The 19,992-nt window shown below is 56.2% G+C and carries 15 protein-coding genes; 10 read left to right on the forward strand and 5 right to left on the reverse strand.

From position 1 onward, the window contains the following. Positions 1-11: 11 nt before the first annotated feature. Entirely contained in the window at positions 12-1,403 is a 1,392-nt protein-coding gene (locus AL01_RS03500; protein WP_241502683.1) for an outer membrane beta-barrel protein, read from the forward strand. Between the two features lie 44 nt (positions 1,404-1,447). Here AL01_RS03500 and queF read toward each other — a convergent pair whose 3' ends face one another. Beyond that, positions 1,448-1,936: a preQ(1) synthase gene (gene queF, locus AL01_RS03505; RefSeq protein ID WP_077396028.1), complete on the reverse strand. Its 489-nt coding sequence runs from the start codon at positions 1,934-1,936 to the stop codon at positions 1,448-1,450. 153 nt (positions 1,937-2,089) lie between these two features. Between queF and typA the strand changes: the two genes are divergently transcribed. After that, the gene (gene typA / locus AL01_RS03510; RefSeq protein WP_077396030.1) at positions 2,090-3,910 is read left to right on the forward strand and encodes a translational GTPase TypA; all 1,821 of its coding nucleotides are present in this window, start codon (positions 2,090-2,092) and stop codon (positions 3,908-3,910) included. A gap of 134 nt (positions 3,911-4,044) precedes the next feature. Beyond that, on the forward strand, positions 4,045-4,338 hold the full coding sequence (locus tag AL01_RS03515; RefSeq protein ID WP_164468758.1) for a putative quinol monooxygenase: 294 nt from the start codon (positions 4,045-4,047) through the stop codon (positions 4,336-4,338). Positions 4,339-4,420: 82 nt separating this feature from the next. Here the strand turns inward: AL01_RS03515 and AL01_RS03520 are convergent, their stop codons facing one another. After that, positions 4,421-5,449 carry an NAD(P)/FAD-dependent oxidoreductase gene (locus AL01_RS03520; RefSeq protein WP_077396319.1) on the reverse strand — a complete coding sequence of 343 codons (1,029 nt, stop codon included), beginning with the start codon at positions 5,447-5,449 and terminating at the stop codon, positions 4,421-4,423. Between the two features lie 190 nt (positions 5,450-5,639). Between AL01_RS03520 and tsaE the strand changes: the two genes are divergently transcribed. The 6 genes from tsaE to AL01_RS03550 all read left to right on the forward strand — a co-directional run bounded on the left by tsaE (position 5,640) and on the right by AL01_RS03550 (position 15,576). Continuing rightward, entirely contained in the window at positions 5,640-6,113 is a 474-nt protein-coding gene (tsaE, locus tag AL01_RS03525) for a tRNA (adenosine(37)-N6)-threonylcarbamoyltransferase complex ATPase subunit type 1 TsaE (protein ID WP_077396032.1), read from the forward strand. Next, on the forward strand, positions 6,110-9,184 hold the full coding sequence (gene addB, locus AL01_RS03530) for a double-strand break repair protein AddB (protein WP_164468759.1): 3,075 nt from the start codon (positions 6,110-6,112) through the stop codon (positions 9,182-9,184). The genes tsaE and addB overlap by 4 nt, the downstream gene beginning before the upstream one ends. Then, the gene (gene addA, locus AL01_RS03535; protein ID WP_077396034.1) at positions 9,181-12,858 is read left to right on the forward strand and encodes a double-strand break repair helicase AddA; all 3,678 of its coding nucleotides are present in this window, start codon (positions 9,181-9,183) and stop codon (positions 12,856-12,858) included. The genes addB and addA overlap by 4 nt, the downstream gene beginning before the upstream one ends. 248 nt (positions 12,859-13,106) lie before the next feature. Then, entirely contained in the window at positions 13,107-13,436 is a 330-nt protein-coding gene (trxA, locus tag AL01_RS03540) for a thioredoxin TrxA (RefSeq protein ID WP_077396035.1), read from the forward strand. Between the two features lie 135 nt (positions 13,437-13,571). After that, a complete protein-coding gene (rnd, locus tag AL01_RS03545) occupies positions 13,572-14,753 on the forward strand; it encodes a ribonuclease D (protein ID WP_408735437.1) in 1,182 nt (393 codons plus the stop codon). Between the two features lie 127 nt (positions 14,754-14,880). Next, positions 14,881-15,576 (forward strand): GcrA family cell cycle regulator, encoded by a 696-nt coding sequence (locus tag AL01_RS03550; RefSeq protein WP_193791532.1) that lies wholly within the window; start codon positions 14,881-14,883, stop codon positions 15,574-15,576. A 92-nt stretch (positions 15,577-15,668) separates the two neighbouring features. Here the strand turns inward: AL01_RS03550 and AL01_RS03555 are convergent, their stop codons facing one another. After that, complete coding sequence (locus tag AL01_RS03555; RefSeq protein WP_077396040.1) at positions 15,669-16,169, reverse strand: bactofilin family protein; 501 nt, start codon at positions 16,167-16,169, stop codon at positions 15,669-15,671. Positions 16,170-16,426: 257 nt separating this feature from the next. Between AL01_RS03555 and AL01_RS03560 the strand changes: the two genes are divergently transcribed. After that, complete coding sequence (locus AL01_RS03560) at positions 16,427-17,413, forward strand: adenosine kinase (RefSeq protein ID WP_077396042.1); 987 nt, start codon at positions 16,427-16,429, stop codon at positions 17,411-17,413. A 77-nt stretch (positions 17,414-17,490) separates the two neighbouring features. On the opposite strand, the gene hpnK is transcribed toward AL01_RS03560, so the two are convergent. Continuing rightward, positions 17,491-18,369: a hopanoid biosynthesis-associated protein HpnK gene (gene hpnK / locus AL01_RS03565; protein ID WP_408735438.1), complete on the reverse strand. Its 879-nt coding sequence runs from the start codon at positions 18,367-18,369 to the stop codon at positions 17,491-17,493. 124 nt (positions 18,370-18,493) lie between these two features. Beyond that, positions 18,494-19,918, reverse strand: a complete 1,425-nt coding sequence (gene hpnJ / locus AL01_RS03570) for a hopanoid biosynthesis associated radical SAM protein HpnJ (RefSeq protein WP_077396043.1) — start codon at positions 19,916-19,918, stop codon at positions 18,494-18,496. Between the last annotated feature and the right edge of the window lie 74 nt (positions 19,919-19,992).

The following is a 19,992-nucleotide window of genomic DNA, read 5'->3' on the forward strand; positions in this document are numbered from 1 at the left end:
TTTTTCAGAAGATGGATATACTTACGGAGGCGGAACAATATATGGGATGGATCATGCAGCACTGGCGGTATGTTGTGATGATGATGGGCTTGTGTGGTGGGGTCGATCTGGGGCTGGAGGGCGCACAGGCCGCCCCTAGCGAGCAAGGTGGGTCCGTTCAGGCTACGCAGGTTGGCTCTGCTTCTTCAGGCTCGGTGGGTTCATCCCCGGCCCCGGTACCCAGTGCTGTACAGCCTGCCACAGTGCCTTCAGCAGGGAAAAGTTGGTTCTCCGACATTGATGTTGGCCTGCAGGTAGAAGGTGGGGCGATGGCCAATACGGGCCATCCTGATAATGGCATGAATTTTGGCCAGCTGCTCCAGTCTCATAGCGATACGGGGATGCTCAATCAGGTTGCTCTGACGATCACAAAACCTGTGGATTCGATTGGTGAGGGTTATGGTCTGGGGGCTAATATCCAGATGCTTTATGGCTCCGATGCTAGAGCGTACATTACCACCGGGATTTCTGACCGCTGGCTGGATCATCACCGTTATCAGCTAACGCCCATTCAGGCTAACATCGCCCTGCATATGCCGTGGCTGGCAAAAGACGGGTTGGATATGCAGCTGGGGATTCTTTCGTCTCCCATGGGGGTGGAGGTGCTGAATCCGGCAGGACGTGCTTTTTATACCATGTCTTATACGGCGCAGTATTCCAATCCCTTTGAGCATGTTGGTTTTTATGGGCAATGGCATCTGAATTCTCATTATGCCGTTCTGTTTGGGATGGATGCAGGGAATCAGAAGTCCTTTGGCCGTGGGAATAATAACGGTGAGCCAGCGGGTTATGTAGGGTTTAATGCCAGCCAGTTGGCTGGTGGTGCCCTATCTGTGACTTATCTGCTGCGTGTCGGGCCAGAAGACCCCCGCCGCCTGCTGGGTAGTCATCGGGCACATGAGGCACAGCGTTTTTGGAATGACATCAACGCTACATGGCAGATCAATCCCAAATGGAGCCTGACAGCTGAGGCCACGCAGGTTCATGATGAAGGGTTGGATGCCAATACATGGAGTGGCGTTGTATGGGGAGCCTATGCAGCCACTTCGACCCTGACCTTTAACGCTCGGGCAGAAGTATATCGGGATAGTACGGGCCAATTTGTCGTGCAGTACCCGGAAGATACAGGTTACGGGCGGTCACTGCTGGGCCTGCCTGCACGCACTTATACCGCCCCAGCGACTACCTACGGCGATTTGTCCTTTAACGCCGTCTGGCGGCCGAACATCGGCCATCACATCAAGTTGCTTCAGATCCGCCCAGAAATTCGGTTTGATCGTTCGCTCAACAATACCCGCCCTTTTGCTGACTTCCGGCATCAGAATCGTATCTTGATTGGCGGGGATGTGACGCTCGGTTTCTGAGGGAAGAAATAGGGCACGGTCTGTTCCGTGCCCTTCATGTGGTTTTAGCCACGCCCCCGGTAGCCGGGAACATCCTGTGCGGGAATCCAAACATCAGCCGGGGCGGGGCCTGTTTGCCAGAAGACATCAATCGGCATACCGCCACGGGGATACCAGTAGGCTCCGATACGCAGCCATTCTGGGTCTAGTAGCTCTACAAGGCGTGTGGCGATGGTCACAGAACAATCCTCATGGAAGGCCCCATGATTGCGAAAGCTGGTGAGATAGAGTTTGAGAGACTTGCTCTCTACAATCCAATCCCGCGGGATGTAGTCGATGACGATATGGGCAAAATCCGGCTGGCCTGTCACCGGGCAGAGGGATGTGAATTCTGGTGCGGTGAAGCGGACAACATAACGCCGCCCTTTATGGGGGGCCGGGACACGCTCCAGCTCGGCAACATCGGGCGACTCCGGCTGGATGGTCTGTCGGCCAAGTTGGTTGAGTTTTTCCGTGCCGGGAGCGGTGGGGCCTTTGGGTGTGTGATCGGTCATGAAACTGGTCCTTTGCCGCAGGAATAAAAAAATGAAGGCATAAAATCTGATGCTGTACGGGGTTAATACACGGTTCGGATTTGCAAAAAAATCAGTTTCGGTGCAGTAAGGGCATCATTCTGTCCCAATCTGTCACTTCCTGAAAGATCGTTCATGGACATCCGTAACATTGCCATTATTGCCCATGTCGATCATGGGAAAACAACACTCGTCGATCAGCTACTCCAGCAGTCTGGTACTTTCCGTGAGAATCAGGCCGTCACCGAGCGTGCTATGGATAGCAATGATCTTGAGCGTGAGCGCGGGATTACCATTCTCGCTAAATGTACCTCTGTTGTGTGGAAGAACACCCGCATCAACATCATCGACACACCGGGCCACGCCGACTTCGGCGGTGAGGTGGAGCGCATCCTGAGCATGGTGGATGGTGCCGTGATTCTGGTGGATGCCGCTGAGGGTGCCCTGCCGCAGACAAAATTCGTGCTTGGTAAGGCTCTGGCCCGTGGCCTGCGCCCGATGGTTGTCGTCAATAAGGTGGACCGTGGCGATGCTCGCCCGGACGAGGTGCATGATGAGGTGTTCGACCTCTTCGCTGCCCTTGGTGCCAATGATGAGCAGCTGGACTTCCCCATGCTTTACGCTTCTGGCCGTCAGGGCTGGGCCGATACAGAGCTGGAAGGTCCGCGCGAAAACCTGCATCCGCTGTTCGACCTCGTTCTTAAGCATGTTCCGAGCCCGGGTCTGGACAAGGACAAGCCGTTTGCCATGGTCTCCACCATTCTGGAGAGCGATAACTTCCTTGGTCGTATCCTGACAGGCCGTATCGAGCAGGGTCGTGCCAAGGTGAATATGCCTATTCGTGCGCTGCGTGCCGATGGCAGCGTGGTCGAGGCAGGTCGTATCACCAAGCTGCTGTCCTTCCGTGGTCTGGATCGTGTGCCTGTCGAGGAAGCTGAAGCGGGTGATATTGTCGCCATTGCTGGTCTTTCCGAGGCTACCATTCCTGACACGCTGGCCGAGCCGTCCATCGAGGAGCCGCTGCCCTCCACACCGATCGACCCGCCGACCCTCTCCATGACCTTCCGTATTAATGACGGTCCGCTGGGTGGTCGTGAAGGCAAGAAGGTGACGTCCCGCCAGATCCGTGACCGCCTCTTTAAGGAGACGGAAGGCAACGTGGCCATTAAGGTGACGGACAGCCCGGAAAGCGAGGCTTTCGAGGTGGCTGGTCGTGGTGAGCTTCAGTTGGGCGTTCTGATTGAGAACATGCGCCGTGAAGGCTTCGAGCTGACCATCGGTCGTCCTCGTGTGCTGTTCCGTGAGAACCCGGAAACGGGTGAGCAGGAAGAGCCGTTTGAGGAAGTCGTCATCGATGTGGACGAGCCTTATTCCGGTGTGGTCGTGGAGAAGATGTCTCTGCGTAAGGGCGTGATGCAGGACATGCGTCAGTCCGGCGGTGACAAGGTTCGCCTGACATTCATGATCCCGTCCCGTGGTCTGATCGGCTATCACGGCGAGTTCCTGACCGACACCCGTGGGTCCGGTCTGATGAACCGTCTCTTCCATTCCTACCAGCCGCATGCTGGTGCGATTGAAGGCCGCCGTAACGGCTCCCTGATCTCTGCCGAGGATGGTGCAACAACGCCGTATGCATTGTTCTCTCTTCAGGATCGTGGGACGCTCTTTGTGGATGCAGGTGAGAAAATCTACACCGGCATGATCCTTGGTGAACATTCCCGTGAGAATGATCTGGAAGTGAACGCCGTGCGTGAGAAGAAGCTCACGAACATGCGTGCCTCCGGTAAGGATGATGCTGTTGTGCTGGTTCCGCCCCGCAAGATGAGCCTCGAGCAGGCCATTGCCTACATCGAGGATGATGAGCTGGTGGAAGTTACACCATCTGCCATCCGTCTGCGTAAGCGTTATCTGGACCCGCACGAGCGCAAGCGTGCCGCTCGTGGTGCGAAGGGCTAAGGCTCCGCATCCGTTTCGGGATATATGGAAAGGCCGGGGCATTGCTCCGGCCTTTTTCTATGTCAGGCTGTATCGGGTTCCTGCCCCCTTGTGGCATGATGGTGGGGCTTCACAAGGGAAGAAGGGAAAATGTCATGACCAAGAGCCTCTATGCCACGATGAAAGCACTCCCCGGCCATAGGGAGAAGGTTGCCAGCCTGCTGACAGCCCTAGCCGAGAATGTACGGGCCGAGCCGGGTTGCGTGCGGTTTATTGTCTATACGTTGGAGGATGAGCCGGACCTGTTCCATGTTGAGGAAAGTTACCGGGATGAGGCGGCTTTCAAGGCCCATATGGGGACCGAGCATGGGCGTGTGTTCAATAAGGCTATTGAGACTCTTGTTGAAGGCGGGGCTTCAAAGGTTGTTTTCCTGAAGAAAGTCGCCTGACAGAACCTGTCATCAGGTAGATAAAAGAAAAGCAGGTGACCCAGTCCGGGCACCTGCTTTTTTTATGGGCGGCGAAACCGTATCAGGGCGTGCCCGGTTGGCCCCGGCTCGTGGAATGTTCAAAACGCAGAGCCTTGTCGGGATGGGCGACATGATGCGCCGCATGGGCTGCTACTGCCCCTTCGGAGAAGCCTTGAAGGATTAGCTTCATTTTGCCGGGATATTGGGCCACGTCACCAATGGCAAAGATGCCTTCAAGACTGGTCTGCATAGTGGCTGGGTTCACGGCGATAGTGCTACGCTGTGTTTCCAGCCCCCATGAGGCTACAGGGCCAAGATCGGTTGAAAGCCCATAGAAAGGCAGCAGTACGTCAGCTTCCAGAGAGCGGACTGTCTCATCCATGGCAATGAGGTCTACATGGGTCAGCTGGCCGTTTTCGCCCTTTAGGCCATGCAGCTGGTAGGGAACGACCTTCTCGATAGCCCCGGCGGTAATTTTTGCTTCAATCTGTGCCAGTGTCTCCGGTGCTCCACGGAAGCGGTCCCGCCGGTGGACGAGGTAAACTTTCTCGGCAAGGTCGGAAAGGGAGAGGGCCCAGTCCAGCGCAGAATCTCCGCCGCCTGCTACAACAATGCGCTTGCCGGTGAAGTCGGCCCGTTTCTTCACATAATACTGCACGGCACCGCTGCGTTCATAAGCATCCAGCCCTTCCAGAGGGGGACGGTTTGGTCCGAAGGCACCGGCACCGGCAGCGATGATGATAGCTTTGGCATGGATTGTGTCGCCACGCTCATTCTTCAGGGTGAAGGCCCCGGCCTCACCTTCCAGATGGCTAACCCGGCTGCCAAGCAGGCGGGGCACGTTGAAGGGAGCAATTTGCTCCTCTAGGGCGGCAATAAGGTCTCCGCCGGTGATAGAGGGATGGGCCGGAATGTCATAAATCGGTTTTTCCGGGTATAGGGCGGCACATTGCCCCCCCACACTGTCGAGAACATCCGTCAGGATGCAGTCCAGACGTAGCATCCGACATTCAAAAGCGGCAAAAAGTGCCGTTGGGCCTGCGCCAATAATGGCGACATCTGTCGTGTGGGTAGAAGCTGCATGTGTCATGCTAGTATTCATAAGCATTTTTTCGCCTCACGAGTAGAGGTTTGTTTTTTACATGTCCGGTAGTGTGGCTTCTTTTTTATTCTTCCGACAGAAACGGACGTAGACGGTAGAGGCTTTCTCTTGTGTCTTGATGACGCTTCGGTAATGGTGGCAGACATCATATCAGGTAGCGATACGGGGCATTTTTCCTATGGACGTGCATCTTTCTTCTCCTCAGCAGACGGTTCTTCTGGCACGGCATCTTGCAGGGATGCTCGGCAGCGGGGACTGTCTGGCTCTTCAAGGGGAGATGGGTGCCGGTAAAAGCACATTTGCCCGGGCATTAATCCGCCATCTGGTAGGTGATGAGTCTCTGGAAGTCCCCAGCCCGACTTTTGCACTGGTCCAACCCTATGACACCAAGGCTGGAACGGTGTTCCATTATGATCTCTGGCGTCTATCCGGCCCAGATGAATTGTATGAACTGTCTTGGGATGATGCTTGTGAGAGTATCATGCTGGTGGAATGGCCAGAACGTGCCGAAGAGCTGATGCCTGAGGATGCACTGTATTTCATGTTCGTACATGGGAGGGGTGAGGAGGAACGTGTTGTAACCCTGCGTGGTTGGCCGGAGGAACGACTGAAGGCTCTTTCGGCAACGTTGGTGGAGGGGCTGACGCCATGACACAAGCATCTCCATTGAATATTGCGAGCGTCCCAGCTTCTTGCCCCTTTCTGGATACAGTCGTGCGGAACTGGTTGGACCGTGTGGGAGGTGACGCTCACTCGGCTGGGCGGAGTGGTGGTGATAGCGGTACGATTCTCGTGCCCGGTCGCCGTGTAGCCCGTGCCCTCATGGAGGCTTTCCTACGGGTTTTGGATGGCCAACCGGCTTTGCTTCCGGCCATTGTGTCTTTGGGCGATTTGGAGCAGCAGAGCCTCTTCCCCATGACGTTGGATGAGAGTTTACCGCCTGCTGTAGGGCCGGTTTTTCGGCTGGCTATGCTAGCACGGTTGATTCTGGCAGCACCTTTTTTCACCACCGCATCCGGCCGGGAAGGTGGCACGATTGATCGTGTCTGGCCATTGGCGCAGGCTCTGGCAGAATTAATGGATGATGCTGAGCGGAATGGTGTAAACCTTCACGAGACCCTACCAAAAGCTGTAACGGATGACTTTGCCGGGCACTGGCAAAAGACGTTGGAGTTTCTTCGGATTGTCACGGAAGCATGGCCTGCGATCCTTCAGGAGGAAGGGCGCAGCAATATCATGGCTCGTCAGGTTGCTTTGATTGAGGCACAGGCCCGCCTTTGGGCGGATATGCCACCGGATTATCCGCTCTGGGCTGTGGGATTTGTGGATGGCTCCGCAGGTGTGGCCACAGCATTGGAGGCCGTAGCAGCACTACCGCAAGGTATGGTGGTCTTTCAGGGGCTGGATTGCCATATGGATGAAGAGCTGTGGGAACAGCTTCCTCCAACGCATCCTCAGGCCCTGTTTCATGAGTTTCTATCACGGGCCGGGGTGAAACGGTCGGATATTGCCTTGTGGGGAGATGTGCTGCGCCCGGAACGGGAAAATCTCTTTCAATATGTCATGTTGCCAGAGGCAGGTATTGCCCGCTGGGGGCAGCCTGTGGGGGACGTCACGCCTTCTGGGATCAGCCTGTTACCAGCAGCGGACTCGCAGCAGGAGGCGCAGGCCATTGCGTTGATCCTACGGGATGTGGCTAGCCAGCCGGGGCGGACCGGTGCATTGGTAACGCCGGATCGTGGGCTGGCAGATCGTGTCCGGGCCGAGTTGCTGCGTTTTGGTATTCATGCGGATGATAGTGCTGGGGAGCCGCTGGTCCGTACCTCGACAGCTGTTTTTCTGCGGCTTATCGCTCAGGCAGTAGCGGCCCGGTTCAGCCCGGTTGCGCTACTGTCTGTTCTCAAGCATCCACTGGTGGCTCTGGGGATGAGCCCCGGCCGTGCCCGTGCCAGTGCTCGCCTTCTGGAGAGGCGGCTTCTGCGTGGTCCCGCACCTCAGCCGGGGCTAGAAGGGCTACGCCATGCTCTTGACGTATTGCAGGAAGCGCAGCGGACGGATAACGGCTATCAGGCTGATGCCCCAGATAGTCCAGAACGCCTCGAGCTTTTTCTGGATAAGGTGGAGGAAGCGTTTAGGCCTTTGTTAGGTGTGGCAGAGGCCGCCCCTGTACCAGAACTGCTAGCGGCCCTTCTGGAGACTGCCGAGCGGCTCGCCACAGTGGAGGATGAGGGGCACAAAGCCGACCAGTCCCGCCCCGGTTCCCGGCTCTGGCTGGGAGAAGATGGTGGAGCTTTGTCCCGGCATTTCGTTGAGTTGATGAGCCATACGGGTGATCTTCCTCCTCAGCCTCTGAAAGTGCTGGAAGGTCTGCTGACGGCTAGTATGGCAGGCAAGACACTGACGGGCCTGCGGGGGTATCAGGGGGGTGTAGAACTCGCCCATCCTAGAATTTCCATTTATGGCGTGTTGGAAGCGCGCCTTCTGGCCTTTGATACTGTTATTTTGGGCGGTCTGAATGAAGGTGTCTGGCCCCCCGCGGCGGAATCTGGCCCGTGGATGAGCCGTCCGATGCGTCAGCGTGTCGGTCTGCCTTCGCCAGAGCGGCGCATTGGGGCACAAGCACATGACTTCGTGGCTGCTGTATTAGCGTCGAAGACTGTTATTCTCTCCCATGCAGGGCGGCGGGAAGGGTCTCCAGCGGTTCCCGCTCGGTGGCTGATGCGTCTTTCGGCGTTTCTTGAAGGGCAGCAGATCACGCTTCCCCATCACCCAGCATTGGTATGGCAGACCATGTTGGATATGCCCATCGGGGAGGCGAGGCCAGTGGCCCCGCCAGAACCATGCCCCCCTCTACATCTGCGCCCTCGGCAGTTGAGCATCACCAAGCTTGATCTGCTCAAGCAGGACCCATACGCTATCTATGCTCGTTATGTGCTGGGTCTGCGGGCTTTACCCCCCTTGGAAGAGGGGGCGGAGCATGCTGATTATGGGAATATTGTTCATGCTGCGTTGGAGCGCATGGTCCAGCAGCATCCCAGCACATGGCCGAAGCATGCGGAACAGACGCTACACCGTCATTTTGACGAGGTGCTTGATGAAGCAGTGGTGAATCCGGCTCTTGCCAGTTGGTGGCGGCCCCGTCTGCACCGCATTGCCGATTGGGTGTTAGCGCAGGAGTATTGGCGTCGAGTAGGGCGTTTGAATTGTACGTCCTATACCGAGGTGCCGATGGACTACACGTTGCGGGGCTTGCCGGGTGGTGAGTTTCGTATCATCGGCCGGGCGGATCGTATTGATTTGTGGGATGAGCCGGGCGAGGCCCCAACAGGGTGCATCTTTGATTACAAGACAGGGAAAGCTCCCGAAAACAAAGAGGTAGTTGGGGGGTGGTCATCCCAGTTGGTGCTGGAAGCTGCTTTTCTGGAAAAGGGGGCTTTTGAAGGGTTACCCGCTTTGAAAACGCAAGCGTTAACCTACTGGCAACTGAGCGGAGGGATGACGGTTGGTGAGAAAAAACCCATTCCTGGTCCAAGGTCAGGGGCATCGCTGGATGATCTGGTAAGTCCAGTCCTTGAGCAGTTGCGGACCCTTCTAGCTGATTATGATAACCCATCCCAGCCTTACCGGTCCCAGCCTTGGGCCGGGAAAACGGCTCGTTATAGCGATTACACCCAGCTTGCCCGTGTGGCGGAGTGGCGTCTGGCAGGAGGCAATGAGGAATGACTGCGTTTTCAGTACAAGGTAAGGCTGATCATCAGAAGGCCCTTGATGCCGCCAATCAAGCCCAGAAGCGGGCTTCGAATCCTATGGCTTCTGTGTTCGTTTCGGCCTCGGCAGGGTCAGGAAAGACGAAGCTGCTGATCGACCGGCTCCTTCGCCTCATGTTGCCTTTGGAGCAGATTGGTGAGGATGGCCAACCTATGCTGTTGGAAGGGTCGGAGCCTTCCCGCATTTTGTGTCTGACCTACACGAAGGCCGCCGCTGCCGAAATGGCCCATCGTTTGCAAAGCCATCTCGGACACTGGGTATCCCTTTCGGATGAAAAATTGGGGGATGCGTTGGCGGCGTTGGATGTTCCCAATACGCCTGCCACACGGGAACGTGCCCGTGGCTTGTTTCTGAAAGTGCTGGATGCGCCGGGCGGTTTGCAGATTGAGACCATTCATGCCTTCTGTCAGTCCCTTCTGCGGCGTTTCCCGCTGGAGGCAGAGCTGGACCCGCATTTTGTTCTGATGGAAGGAGCGGATGGCCAGATGATTCTTCGCCGTGCGCTGGAGGATAGTCTGGCGCAGAATCAGGACCCTGTGCAGGTGCTCGCTGCTCTGACGGGGTTTGATAGGCTGATGGGCCTTCTGACGCAGTTTAATGCTCAGTCTGGTTTGCTCCAGCCTTTGCTGCGGCTCTGGGAGATGTGGCCGGATCGGGTGAAGGAAGCTTATCAAGGGCTGTTGGAGGCGGGGAGTGAATCTTTAGCGGCCCTGAAGGCTGAAGCCTGCCGACTGGAAGATGAAGAGGTATGGCGAGCTGAGATTCAGGATGCTTTGCCTCATCTGTCGGATCGCAAAAGGGAGGATTTTGAAACGTTTCTGAGATGGCTGGAGTGTGACAATCCGGCCGAGCGGGATGATACGTTTCTATTGTCGCTCTTATTTATCAAGGAGAATGGCGATATCAGGAATATGAGTCGCTATTTGGGGGCAAAAGCGCGTAATGCCGCTCCTGAGCTGGAGCAGCGTCTCCTTGATGAAGCCAGACGTCAGCAGGAGATGCAGGAGCGTATCCGCACTCAGCGGCTTCTGGAGATCAATATAGCCTTTATGTCCCTTGCGCTGCCGGTCATGGGGCGGTTTGCTGATGAGAAACGGAACCGTGGAGCGGTCGATTATAATGACCTGATCGCCCGGACTCGTGATGTTCTGCGGGAGCCGGGAGCGGCATGGGTTCTGTACAAGTTGGACGGCGGTATTGATCATCTTTTGCTGGATGAAGTGCAGGATAATTCTAGCCTACAATGGGAGATTGCCGGTGCTTTGACAGCGGAATTTTTCTCTGGCGTTGGGAGGCGTGAGGAGACGCCTCGGCCTCGGACTGTCTTTGCGGTGGGGGACTTTAAACAATCCATCTACAGATTCCAAGGAGCAGAGCCGGAGCAGTTCCATAAATGGCGGCATGAATTCGCCCGCCGTGTGAAAGGCGCTGGTTTTCTTTGGGAAGACCCGCAGCTGAACGTTTCTTTCCGGTCTCTTCCGCCTGTTCTTGATTTTGTGGATGCCGTCTTTGCTGGTGATGATAATACCGCATTGGATGGCTTGCGGGAACAGGGAGATGACAGTGCGCTTGCGCATCAGTCGGCCCGTTCTGGCGGCGGTGGGCGTGTGGAGTTGTGGCCTCTAGTCCCCCTTAAGGCAGAGGAAGACATTAATCCGGTTAGAGAAGAAGCCAACCCGTGGCGTGCACCGAAGAAGAATGAGGATAAGCGGAGTGCCTCGCAGCGTCTGGCTGATGCATTAGCTAGACATATTCAGGAGCAGATAGGCCGCCCGCTCCAGCCCGGTACAGCACCGTTACAAGCCGGTGAGGTGATGATTCTGGTGCGTAAACGCTCTGACTTTTTGCGGGCGTTGATCCGGGCTTTGAAGGCACGGGGCTTACCGGTGGCAAGCTTTATCAGAAGCGGGCTGGTGGAACAGGCTGCCGTTCAGGACTTAATGACACTCTGTGATGCACTTTTGCTGCCGCAGGATGACCTCAGTCTGGCTAGTGTGCTGACGTCCCCTCTGGGTGGTTTGAGTGATGATTCTCTCATGGCTCTGGCAACGGCAGACGGACGGCGGCGGGAGCTGGGGCGGGACGGTATGCCGCTTTGGAGCCTTCTAGCCCGGCGACACAAAGAGCGGCCAGAATGGCAGGTGGCGTGGGAGCGGTTACAGGCCCTTTATAAGCGTGTGGATTACGATACGCCTTATGACATCCTCATGCAGGCTTTGGGTGTACAGGGGGGACGTGCCCGTCTTTTAGCCCGTCTTGGTGCTGAAGCCGCCGAACCTGTGGATGAGCTGCTGACAGCCGCCCTGACGTATGAAACCCAGCATCCCCCTTCTCTTCAGGGTTTTTTGCAGTGGCTACGGGCTAGCAATGTGGAAAGTAAGCGAGAGGGCGAAGCCGAGATTGATGCCGTACGGATTATGACGGTGCATGGGGCCAAAGGGTTGCAGGCTCGTTTGGTCATCCTGCCCGACACGACTGGTCAGGCAGAGAGGGTTGATCCTCTTTCTTGGGTAGAGCTAGATGCCGCCATGCCCGACACCAGCCCTGCTGGGGATGAGCTGTATGGTCCTCTTTGGGTGCCGTTGAAGAATATGGAGACGGATCAGATAAAATTATTGAAGGCCCAGCGGCAGGCCCGTCAGGAGGAGGAGGAGAACCGTCTGCTTTATGTAGCGCTGACCCGGGCCAGTGATGCGTTGCTTATCTGTGGTTGGGAGCCTGGCAAAAAACCCAAGGAGAGTACCACGTGGTATGAGTATTGTCTTGCGGGCATGGAGCGTCTGAAGAAAGAAAAAGCAGCCGTCACCGTCACGTCTTTTGAGGATGATTGGGTGGGGGATCGTTTCGTGCTGGAGATGCCCGTTACGGCGGCCCCACCTTTGGGGAAAGGGCGTTCTGGCTCTACACAAGCTCAGCTTATGCTGCCCGTCTGGATGGGACAGGCACCAGAGTGGCAGGTGACGCCTGCGCCGCATGAAGATGCCCTAGCCCGTCCGCTTGCACCGAGTCGGCCGGAGGATGCAGCCTATGGTCCGTTGCCTGCGTCCCGGTCGCCGCTAGAGATTATGCGGGATGGGCTTGTCATTCCCCAACCGGCCCGCCGCCGTCAGGATGCTATGGAGCGTGGAACGCTAGTACACAGGTTGTTACAGTTCTTGCCAGATGTGCCAGCCGCTGAGCAGCAGATGAAGGCCGAAGCGTGGTTGCGGCATACCATGCCAGGGCTGGCGGAAGAGGATGTCGTTAGTCTGGCAGAGCATGTTGTGTCTGTTGTGGGGATGGATGTCCTTGCGCCACTCTTCGGGCCGGGGAGCCGAGCCGAGCAGGGGGTTTCCGGCACTCTGGGTCGTCCGGGGGATGGCACGGGGCGGGTCGTACTGGGGCAAGTGGACCGTTTCTGCTTTGATGGCCAAACTGTATGGCTTTGCGATTATAAGACGGGCCGTTCCCCTTCTCGGGTGGAGCGTGTGCCAGCGGCCTATCTGGGGCAGATGGCCAGTTATCGGCGTGTCATGCAGGGCCTATATCCGGGGCATCCAGTCCGCTGCTTCCTTGTCTGGGTGGATGGTCCTTCTGTGATGGAACTGCCGGAATCTCTGCTGGATGAGCAGAATATGCCCTTGGGTTGAGGAGAATGTTGTTAGAAGTCTGTTACCCTCTGTCTAATATAGAGAAAACATATTACGCTATGCGGCAATACCTGTTTCTCAAGCAGATGTTTCATCTGCAAAGGTAACAGTACTAGAGAGGTACTTGATTAAAAAAGAGTGTGTAAGGCCCCCGTTGCGGCACAGGGGCGACACAGCTGGTTACCTGTCTGATTAGATCAGAGATACCAGGCGTGGATTACAGTGTTTGTGAGGGGAAGGATTATATTATGAGCGAGCATACGGTAGCAGTGACGGATCAGAGCTTCGAGGCAGATGTTCTCAAGGCTGAAGGTTTTGTTCTGGTGGATTTCTGGGCGGAATGGTGTGGCCCATGCCGCATGATCGCTCCGGCGTTGGATGAGATCGGCCGGGATTATAAGGGCCGTGTCACCGTGGCAAAGGTGGATATCGACTCCAACCCTGAAACACCTACGACATTTGGCGTACGTAGCATCCCGACGATGATTCTTTTTAAGGCTGGCAAGCCGGTAGCCCAGCAGATGGGTGCCCTGCCTAAGAGCCAGCTCAAGGCATGGCTGGACTCTCATATCGGATAATACAGTTCTTTTATCCCGAATGAGGTTTGATCATGGCCCGATGGTGGAGTAACCCTCTGCTGTCGGGCTGTTTTTATGGGGATATGCCGGTGGAGGCGATGGTCAGCTTCCAGCAGAGGGTGTAAGATGGCCCTTATGTCAAAAAAGCCTGATTTTCCTGCCCCCGTTATGATTACCACCTCGGCCGGGGTGTTATCTCTTTGTGAGAAGTTGCGTCACGAGCCATTTGTGACGGTTGATACGGAGTTCGTGCGGGAGAAAACCTATTGGCCTCGTCTGTGCCTTGTTCAGCTTGGTGGCGTTGAGGATGTGGCCCTGATTGATGCCTGCGCACCGGGCATTGACCTTTCCCCACTAGCCGCTCTTCTGGCTGAGCCGGATTGCGTGAAGGTTTTTCATGCTGCTCGGCAGGACCTTGAGATTTTCCTACATCTGTTTGATGAACTGCCTGTTAATGTGTTCGATACACAGGTGGCGGCTATGGTGGCTGGCTTTGGTGAGCAGGTTGGGTATGACAATCTTGTTTCTTCCATGACAGGCCAGAGCATTGATAAGTCGCACCGTTTCAGCGACTGGGCGGCTCGTCCACTGTCCAAAGCTCAGATTGCTTATGCCAGTGCAGATGTGACCCATCTGCGGGTCATTTACGAAAAACTGCTTCATCAGCTAGGGGAGCAGGGCCGTCTCCCGTGGGTGAAGGATGAGCTTGCGGCTTTAGGTGAAGTTAGCTTGTTCCGGCCCGATCCTAGAGGCCTCTGGGTGAAGCTGAAACCACGGACTAATAACCGCAAAGTGCTAGCTATTCTGCGGGAGGTTGCCGCATGGCGGGAAGAAGCTGCCCAGCAGGCTGATTTACCTCGCCAGCGCATCATTCGAGATGAAAGCCTGTTGGAGATTGCCGTCTCCCGCCCGCAAGATAGCGGGTCGCTGGCCCGGATACGTGGTGTTACGGCTGATTTCTCCAGAAGTGAGCTAGGGCGTGGGATTTTGGCCGCCGTGCAACGAGGAGAGCAGTGTCCGGAGAGTGAACGGCCAGAGTTGCCGAATAAACGCAGAACGGAACGTCCCCGGGCACCGTCTGGTGTGCTTGCTCTTCTCAAGGTTCTTCTCACGGCACGGAGTGAGGAGGGACGTGTGGCTGCACGGTTGATTGCCTCTTCTGACGAGCTGGAGCGTCTGGCGCAGGGGGAAACGGATCTGCCGGTTCTTAAGGGATGGCGAGCCGAGCTTTTCGGCCATGAGGCACAAGCCCTGTTGAGGGGAGAAAAGGTTCTGTTTGTCAGCAAGGGGCAGTTGCAGGTAGTGGACAGGGCATAACCTTTTCTGTCCGGGGTGCATGAGGGCAGCGGGCCGGTTTTGGGTTGGCCCGGTTTCTGCTAAATATACGGTGCAGGATCGCCACGATACTATGCTGTGGGAATGAGTGGAGAAAACGTGGATGGCTATGGAATGGACAGACGAGCTGATCGCACGGCTCAAGGAGCTTTGGGAGCAGGGCCTCTCAACGGCTGAGATCGGTCGCCAGCTTTCTATTACAAAAAATGCGGTTGTCGGTAAGGCTCATCGTCTTGGCTTGCCGCCTCGTCCTTCACCTATCCGCAATAAGACAGCTGCGGAGGGGGCCGCTAAGCCTGTTCGCTCCCGTGCTAAGAAGGCTGAAGCTGCACCTGTTGCGGCAGAGACAGAGGTAGGGACGCCTGCACCGTCTGCTCAGCCTGTGGAGAAGAAAAAGGCACCGGTTGCCAAAACGGTAAAAGCCTCTGCGGATGGGGCTGCAAAACCGACCAAGAGTAAGGCAAAGGCCGATAAGCCTGCCAGTGAAGGGAAGCCCGTTAAGGCAGCTGCGCCGAAGGAGGATACGATTTCCCCTGTGGTTGTAGAGGCGGCGAAAGAAGCCGAGCCAGCTCCGGCTCCCCGTCCGGCTGCACCGCCTATTCCGCAGCGTAAAGTGGCTCCGCCCCGCCGTGTACGGGGGGCATTGGAGCGTGCCTCACGACAGGGGCCGACCTGCCAGTGGCCCATCGGTGATCCGGGTACGCCAGAGTTTCATTTCTGCGGGGCTACGCCTCTGCCTGGTAAGCCTTACTGTGCCGAACATGCGGCTATTGCCTATGTGAAGATCCGTGACCGCCGCCACTGAGTGATGGGGGCGTGGTAATCTGCCACGAAAAAAGGCTGCCATCCCGATGTGGGGGTGGCAGCCTTTTCTATTTCATGATGCTGAACTGTACGTCAGCCTTTCTGAGTCCCCGTCTGGGCATCAGCCATATCATGGGGCTGAGTATGGACGTGGTCTTTTGTCCCTGGGAGTGGGGAGGTGATCATGCCCAGTTTACCGGTGATCTGTCCGCCTTCTTCCACCTGTAGGCGGCGACATTCTGCATCGCCGATAAGACGCCCACTGGCACGGACAGTGAGTGTATTGCGGACGGTCAGCTCGCCTTCCAGCGTACCAGAAATCTCCGCAGTTCCTGCTTCGGCAGCACCACGGAAAGACCCTTCAGGAGAGATGATAATCTCTTTGACGGTCAGATGCTCCACCTCGAGGGTTCCCTCAATGATGAGACGTTCGATGTTCTCGATGTTCCCACGGATGGTGACGCCACTGTGTACAACAAGCGTGCGAGCATTATCGGCATAGCCGCCATTATCCTGACCATGGAAGCGGCTGGAGGAGGCCCGCTGGCGGGGAGCGGAACCGGGCATGGGGGAAGGAGGCGTAGGTAAAGACATGATTTCCTTTGGTCAGACAGTTGGGTGGGGCTGTATGGGCCACAGGTCTGTTGAAATATGATGCTGGAACCCCGTTCCAGCAGAAGATGTGTAACCGAAATGGAGCCAAAAGGCGTTCCCGGCCAGAGTGACCATCCCAGTAAAGGAGGCTTTTCGCTAGCCTGTCAATGCTGGGTGTCAAAGATGCATTGATATGCCAGCTACGGGCGTTATGGTAGCAGATAGATTGCCTGAAAAATGAAAGAAAGTCGCTGTTTATGTCTTCTACCGCTCCCAGATATGACCTTCTCTGCATCGGTAACGCCATTGTGGATGTACTGGCCACCGTCAGTGCTGAGACGTTGGCCGAATTTGGTGCTGCACCGGGCAGCATGACCTTGATTGACGCCCCCACAATGGCACGGATTGAAGAGTGTATCCGTGTCGAGCAGGTAGCCGGTGGTGGTTCGGCGGCGAATAGTGCAGTCGTAGCCGCACGGATGGGCACGAAGACAGCTTATCTGGGTAAGGTCGCTGCGGATAAGGCCGGTGATGAATTCACCGCTGATATGAAGGCGCAGGGTATTGCTTTTCCTTCAGCCCCACTGTCTGGGAATGAGAATATCCCAACAGCCCGCTGCATTGTGCTGATCACCCCGGATGGTCAGCGTACTATGTTCACTTATCTGGGGGCCTGTGTGGAGTTCACCCCGGAGGATGTCGTGGCGAAGGTTGTGGCAGAATCAGCCATCACTTATCTGGAAGGTTACCTGTTCGATCGTCCGCAGGCGCAGGAGGCTTTCTACCATGCAGCTCGGTTAGCTCATGAGGCTGGGCGTAAAGTGGCTTTGACATTGTCTGATGCGTTCTGCATCCAGCGGCATCAGGCGGCGTTCCGTTCCTTTGTAGCGGAATCAGTTGATATTCTGTTCGCAAATGAGGGAGAGATTCTGGCCCTATATGAGACGGAACATCTCGATGAGGCTCTGAAGGCCCTTTCCGGCGATGTAGCGCTGGGCGTGGTGACACGTGGGGAGAAGGGGGCCGTTGTTCAGGCGGGTGAGACACGTCATGAGGTGCCGACAAAGCCTGTGAAGGTTGTTGATACAACGGGTGCGGGTGATGCTTTTGCAGCTGGTTTTCTGGCTGGCTACAGCCGGAAACGTCCTCTGGTGGAATGTGCTACGCTGGGGAACGAGGCCGCCGGCCATGTTATCACTCGGCTCGGTGGTCGGCCTGATGCAGGTTTCTCCCTGAAGGTCTGATAAATCAGTCAGGTGAAAGAAAAGGCCAGTTTCCTTTCGGGAAGCTGGCCCTTTTTATGGGAGTAATGAGGGATTGTTCAGAGGGCATCCCATGTTGTGGTCTGGATAGCGTTGACCGTTAGAAGGTCTTTTGTCGCGGGGCTGGTCAGTGTGGCGAGTTCTTGTTCTGGCTGATAACCGGGCATGAGAGCTGCCATCTGGTTGTTCTGGCCTTTCGCTGGGTGAAAATAGATTTCACTGACACCGGGTGGCAGTTGCGGGATAAGGTGATGGATGCGCTCTGGCGTCATATGGCCAGACCAACGCAGGCCGAAGCAGGAATCATTTGTCTTCATGCCTGCATTATGAATTTGGTGGCGGAGGATGCGGGTCCATTGTTCCAGAGCACGATCCCCAAGGCTGGGTTTTTCTCCTAGCGGGGCAGCGGGTTCCATGGGCGTGCGGACTGCTTTTAGCCCGTATGCTTTGCCAACATGGAGCATTATATGCCCGATGGTCGGGTGCAAATGCATGTGTTTATGGGCGTTGGCATGGTTCAGCTCCAGCCCCGTGCGGGCGAATTGCTGGAACTGGGCGTGGATTTCCTTCTTCAGGGCGGCGCGTGTGGCGGGGGAAAAGAAATACTGGAAGCCTAGCGCAAGCTGGTTGCTGCCAAACCAGCCTTTCTGATCCGTGATGATGGGCAGATGGAGAAGGGAGTCGCCCTCAATAACAACAAGATGTAGTCCCAGCTTTAGGTTGGGCATTCTTTGTGCCCGTCTTAGAGCGTCCTCAAAAGCGGGGGCAGCGACCATGAGGCTGGCCGTACTAAGAAGGCCATTACGGTGGGCCTCTTCAATAGCTTCATTGACTTCCACACTCATGCCGAAATCATCAGCAGAGAAAATGACACGGCGGTCGGGGGCAACGGTCATGGTCTGGCTCATGGGAGAAAGGGAATGGATACGAGGGCACATCATGTGCGGCGGATAGCTCTCATGATGCCTTAATCAGGCCCGCATGGGAATGTCGGAGCAAGGCATAAAAAAGGCGGCCCGGTGGTGGGGCCGCCTTTTTCTGTTCGACTGTCTCAGACCGTCATCAGGAAGAATGACGCTGACGGAGGAATTGGAAGAACTCCACACCCTCACGCAGGCGCCGTTTGAGCATCTGCGGGTCGGTAACCATTTCCTTGAGGATGGCAAAAATCTTGGAAGGGCGGAAGTAGAACTCCTTGTAGAAGGTCTCCACGCTCTTGAAGATTTCCGTATGGGAGAGGTGCGGGTAATGCAGCGGAGCGATCTGCACGCCGTTATCGTCAATCAGCTCGGCTTCTTCTTCGTTCAGCCAGCCATTTTCAGAAGCCTGCTTGTGCAGGAATGTACCCGGATACGGTGCAGCAAGGGAAACCTGCATGGTGTGCGGGTTGATTTCCTTGGCGTATTCGATGGTCTCACGGATAGTCTCTTTTGTCTCACCCGGCAGGCCAACGATGAAGGTCCCGTGAATCTTGATGCCCAGCTTGTGACAGTTCTTTGTGAACTCACGAGCTGTTTCGATGCGCATGCCCTTCTTGATGTTGTGCAGGATCTGCTGGTTTCCACTCTCATAACCAACGAGCAGCAGACGCAGGCCATTATCCCGCAGAACCTTCAGCGTCTCGTAAGGCACATTGGCTTTAGCGTTGCAGGACCATGTTACACCCAGCTTGCCCAGCTCACGGGCGATGGCCTCGGCACGGGGGAGGTCATCGGTGAAGGTATCATCGTCAAAGAAGAACTCTTTCACCTGCGGGAAGTATTTCATGGCGAGCTTGATCTCGGCTGCCACATGCTCGGGGCTGCGTGTACGGTAACGGTGCCCGCCCACTGTCTGCGGCCACAGGCAGAAGGTGCAGCGAGATTTACAGCCACGGCCCGTATAGATGGAGATGTACGGGTGTTTTAGATAGCCGATGAAGTAATCTTCAATCTTCAGGTCACGTTTGTACACTTCCGTGACGAAGGGGAGGCTGTCCATGTCCTCAATCATGGCGCGGTCTTTATTGGTGATGATCTCACCATTCTCATTGCGCCATGTGATGCCGTCTACTTCAGCAAGGGGTTTACCTTCGGCAATTTCCTTGATGGTGAAGTCGAACTCATTACGGGCCACGAAGTCAATCGGGCTTCCCTGTGCCAGACTCTCATCCGGCTGCACGGCCACCTTGGCACCAACCATCCCGATCTTCAGCTTCGGGTTGGTGTCCTTCAGCATTTGGGCCACGCGGACATCAGACGGGAAGGAGGGGGTGGAGGTGTGCATGATCACCAGATCACGATTTTTCACATCCTCAAGGATCGGCCCCATACCCATCTTGGCCGGAGGGGCGTCAATCAGGCGTGAACCGGGTACCATTGCTGCAGGCTGGGCCAGCCACGTGGGATACCAGAAGGAGCGGATTTCCCGCTTGGCCTGATAACGTGAGCCAGCACCACCATCAAAACCATCAAAAGATGGGGGCTGCAGAAACAGTGTTCTCAACATGAACGGACACTCCTGATAATGTCGGCCTGTCAACGCCGGTATCGTTGACGGGGGAAAGGTGCACTCAAGGTGAA

Source organism: Bombella intestini, from assembly GCF_002003665.1.
In the GTDB taxonomy this organism is placed as follows: domain Bacteria; phylum Pseudomonadota; class Alphaproteobacteria; order Acetobacterales; family Acetobacteraceae; genus Bombella; species Bombella intestini.